The sequence below is a fragment of the Mesorhizobium sp. M7A.F.Ca.US.005.03.2.1 genome (genome assembly GCF_003997795.1).
Taxonomy (GTDB): domain Bacteria; phylum Pseudomonadota; class Alphaproteobacteria; order Rhizobiales; family Rhizobiaceae; genus Mesorhizobium; species Mesorhizobium ciceri.
Genome location: NZ_RZRP01000558.1, coordinates 1 through 4,221 on the forward strand (window position 1 = coordinate 1; position 4,221 = coordinate 4,221).

Sequence of the window (4,221 nt, forward strand, 5' to 3'; positions counted from 1 at the left end):
GGTCGAGCACGGAGAGGCCCGCCTTGGCGCCTTCGGCCCGGTCGGACTTGGTGTCGGCCTTGACGACCTTGATCTGCTTTCCAAGCAGACCGCCAGCCGCATTGATCTCGTCGATGCGGATCAAGGCCGCCTCCTGCGCAGGCTTGTCATAGGCTTCCATGAAGCCCGACTCCGCAGTGGCGAAGCCGATGACGATGGTCTTGTCATCGGCCAGGGCCGGGTATGCGATGGACATCGAGGCCAGAGCGGTTGCGACAATTCTCATTTTGTATGTCATGCACGTCTCCTTTTTGTTTTCCGGTCGGGCTTGTGCCGCCGGTCACTTGTTGCGACTGCTGCGGGGTAAGGTGATCTCGCGGTTGCCCATGAGTCCGGATGGGCGAAGCGCGAGGATCACGATCATGATGACGCCGAGGGCTATTTCCTGAACCCCTTTCGGGAGGGCGAAAGTGGACTCGCCGAGCGATACGCCTGCCTCCAGCCAGCGCAGCGCCTGGATGAGGGCGGACAGCAGGACGACACCCACCACACCCCCCGACAGGCTGCCCATGCCGCCGACAACGAGCATGGAAAGGGTGATGAAGGTGAGACCGAGATAGAATGTGTCGGGTGTGACCACGCCGATGGAATGAGCCATGAGCGCACCGCCCAGCCCCATCACCGCGCCTGATATGACGAATGCCACCAATCTTTCCCTGGGAATGTCGATACCGGAAGCCGCGGCGGCGGTGGGCTCGTCGCGGGCAGCACGAAGGGCCAGGCCGGACCGGGAGATCGCGTGCGCCCAGGCGATGAAGATCGCGACCACGGCGCCGATGAGATACGGCCAGATCACGCGTACGATCGGAATGCCGACGACCGATGAGGTCGCTCCGGTCACGCTCTCCCAGTTGGAATAAATTGTGTTGATCATGGCGAGCATCGCGAAGGTCGCGATCGAAGCCGCGATGCCCGATAATCGCATCAGCACCCGCCCGAAGATGAGAGCGGCGAGGGCGGCGAACAATGCTGCCAGCGTAGCCGATTGCCAGTACGGCAATCGGGTCGCCAGCAGCCATTCGGGCAGTCCCGGCAGCGAACCGCGTTTCATCATCGGATTGATGGTGAGCCACGCGGCCGCGTAGGCGCCAAGGCAGGTGAAGCCGATATGCCCGAAGCTGAGAACGCCCGAATTCCCGATAAAGATGTATAGGCCCACGACGAGGATGACACGGACGAACACGTCGATCACCGTCTGGTTGAAGGGCCGCGATCCGGTCATCACCGTGATCAGCGCGATGGCCAGCAGCAGCAGAGAAAGCAGGACCGGTGTCAGGATTGTGCGGCGGGCAAGCGCGAAGCGGGCGGGCTTTCGCTCGGCAGCCGGGGCACCGGCAGCGGTAGAGTTGGTGAGGGAGGCGGCGACACCCCTGAAATCAGATCCTTTCCTTGGTGCCGCGCGCGGCAATAAGACCCTGTGGGCGGAAGAGGAGGACGAGGATGACCGCTCCATAGACAAAGGCATCGCGGAATGGCCGGGCGTCGATGGGCAGCATGACTTGCATGATCACCGAGGCGGCACCCAGCAGGAAGCCGGCGAGCACGGCTCCCCCGAGGCTGCCGAGGCCGCCAATGACGGTGGCGATGAAGGCCATCAACATGATCGAGGCGCCCATCTGGATGTCCAGCGTGCCTGTCTGGGCGCCAAAGATCAGTGCAATGGCGGCGGCCAACGCGCCGGAGAGGGCGAACGCGCCCATGATAACCCGGTTCGCACGCACACCCAGCATTCGGGCCATCGAGAAGTTCTCGGCCGCCGCCCGCATCTCCAGGCCGAAGCGGGTTTGACGCAGGAACAGTGTCAGGCCGATCAGGATGACCATCGTGGCCACGATCGTTATGAGCTGGAGGAGGGGAAGCCTGGCACCAAGGATCTCCACCGGCTGGGACAGTTCGGGCAGCAGCGAGATCGATTTCGGCCGACTGGAGAAAAGCATGAGCAGGAAGTAGCGAATGACGAAACCGAGCGCGAAGGAGGCGATCATCATGGTTGCCGGATTTGCCTGACGGAACCGCCTGAAGACGACGATTTCGCACAGCACCGACAGCCCGGCCCCGCAGAGGAGCACGAATGGCAACAGCAGGTACCACGGCAATTGGCCGGCGAAGACGATGGCCATTGCGTCCGTAGACGGCCATAACAGGGCGAAGACGCAGAAGGCGATGACGTCGCCATGCGCGAAGTTCACGAGCCGCATGACGCCGAAGATGAGGGCAATGCCGAGCGCCCCGAGCGCATAGAGCGAACCAAGCGAGAGTGCGTCGAACAGGATCTGAAGCATCTCAATTGTCCTCGTAGCCGAAATAGGCAGCCTGGATCGCCTCGCCATTGCCGAGCGTCCGCGCGTCGCCATCGAGCACGATCTGTCCGCCACGCATCAGGATCATCCGCCCGCCCACCATCATCGCCCGGGCCGAGCTCTGCTCAACGATCAGGAGCGTGAGCTGGCGCTGCGCACGCAGCGCGATCAGCCGCTCGTAGACCTGGTCGTTGATGTTGGGGGCGAGGCCCAGTGAAGGCTCGTCGATGGCTACAAGCCGCGGATTGGTCATCAGCGCGCGGCCGATGACCAGCATTTGCTGCTGCCCGCCGGACAGCAATCCCGCCTGCCCGTGCCGCCTCTCTTTCAGCATCGGGAAGGTTGCGTAGACGGCTTCGAGTTCGTCGGCCGCTCGGCTGCGCCAGCCGCGTTCGCGGGCATGCATGCCGGTTCCGACCAGAAGGTTCTCTTCGGTCGTCAGCGAGCCGAAGACATCGCGCCCCTCCGGCACCATGGAGAATCCGAGCCGGGCGATGTTCTCCGGCGCCTGGCCGGTGATCTCATGACCAGCAAGGTCGATCCGGCCGCCCGCCACCGGCGTAACACCGGCAATCGCGCGCAGCAGCGAAGACTTCCCGGCTCCGTTCGGGCCGGTGATGAACAGGATTTCTCCCTCGTCCATGGAGAAGGAGACATTGCGGACCGCCGTGAGACGGCTGTAGCGGATGGTGATATCGGAAAGGGCGAGCAGGCTCATTCCATCGCCTCCAGCACAGGCAGGTCGGTGTTCGCGGCCGTGCCCATATAGGCGTGGCGCACCTTCTCGCTGTCGCGGATCGCGGCAGGCGGTCCTTCCTCGATGATCGCTCCGGAATCGAGCACGACGATATGCTGGCAAAGGCCGAGCACCAGCCCGACATTGTGCTCGATGAGCAGGACACCACAGCCGAGATCGCTGGCGATGTGTCTTATCAGGGCGGAAAGCTCCCGCGCCTCCAGTGCGCTCATGCCAGCCGCGGGCTCGTCGAGCAGGATGTATGCGGGCCGTCCCATCAAGGCGCGGCCAATGGCGACGCGGCGCTCGTCCGTGTATGGCAACGTTCCGGCGATGCGGGTACCCAGCGCACCGATGCCTATCCAGTCGAGCATCGCTTCCGCTTCGGCGATGGCAGCGCGCCGGCTCATTCCCAGGCCAACGCCCGTTACCTCCAAATTGTCCAGCACAGGCAGGTCGCGGAAGAGCCGCCCACCCTGAAAGGTGCGGGCAATGCCGCGCCGCCGGACCTGATGCGGCTTGAGACCCGTGAGTGCTTCCCCGTCGAGCTTGATGGTGCCTTCCGTCGGTGCCTGGAAGCCGGTCAGCACGTTGACGAGCGTGGTCTTGCCAGCGCCATTCGGGCCGATGAGGCCACTGATGCGGCCGGGCGTAATTTGGAGGTCTACCGATGACAGGGCCTTCAGCCCCGCAAACGATACCGAGACGTTCTCCGCGCTCAGATGACTCATGACCCTTTCCTTCTTTCTACCGACGGAAAGGCGCGAAGCATCCGGCCTTGCGGCCAGCCACGTTGCAAATGTCTTCCCCTGTCGGTTCCGGCGGTCTCTAGCGGACTGCTCGGGTGCCAAATTCACGCCGTTGCCCGGCGTCGTCTTGTCGTTTCGCGCACCGGATTTTGTCTTCCGCCACGCGCGGTCGGTTTTGGCCGGCCGATCTCCTCGCCTCCGGCTCCTCCGCCGGCATTCCCGGCTGACGTCAGCCGGCCAGATGCCCTTCAGCGCGCGCCAGCGCGCCGCGCTGTTCGGTTCGCGCGGCAAGCGCGTCTTCCAGCGTCACCGGAACGAAGCGCGCCGGGGTGTGCGGCTGGAGTTGGGCGATAAGGTCCATGTCGGCCGATATCACCACGCCCAGCATCATATACCC

The 4,221-nt window shown here is 63.9% G+C and carries 5 protein-coding genes and 1 pseudogene; all 6 read right to left on the reverse strand.

Annotation, left to right across the window (positions count from 1 at the left end; genetic code table 11):
• A partial coding sequence (locus tag EN991_RS25515) for an ABC transporter substrate-binding protein (protein ID WP_164769363.1) occupies positions 1 to 277 on the reverse strand: 277 nt, incomplete at its 3' end.
• 42 nt (positions 278 to 319) lie between these two features.
• Positions 320 to 1,447, reverse strand: a complete 1,128-nt coding sequence (locus EN991_RS25520) for a branched-chain amino acid ABC transporter permease (RefSeq protein WP_127369803.1) — start codon at positions 1,445 to 1,447, stop codon at positions 320 to 322.
• Entirely contained in the window at positions 1,416 to 2,369 is a 954-nt protein-coding gene (locus tag EN991_RS25525; RefSeq protein ID WP_245461077.1) for a branched-chain amino acid ABC transporter permease, read from the reverse strand. The genes EN991_RS25520 and EN991_RS25525 overlap by 32 nt, the downstream gene beginning before the upstream one ends.
• On the reverse strand, positions 2,323 to 3,057 hold the full coding sequence (locus EN991_RS25530; RefSeq protein WP_013533157.1) for an ABC transporter ATP-binding protein: 735 nt from the start codon (positions 3,055 to 3,057) through the stop codon (positions 2,323 to 2,325). The genes EN991_RS25525 and EN991_RS25530 overlap by 47 nt, the downstream gene beginning before the upstream one ends.
• Complete coding sequence (locus EN991_RS25535; protein ID WP_013533156.1) at positions 3,054 to 3,806, reverse strand: ABC transporter ATP-binding protein; 753 nt, start codon at positions 3,804 to 3,806, stop codon at positions 3,054 to 3,056. The genes EN991_RS25530 and EN991_RS25535 overlap by 4 nt, the downstream gene beginning before the upstream one ends.
• Positions 3,807 to 4,053: 247 nt before the next feature.
• Positions 4,054 to 4,221 (reverse strand): annotated as a pseudogene (locus EN991_RS41110) (allophanate hydrolase); the annotation flags it as partial.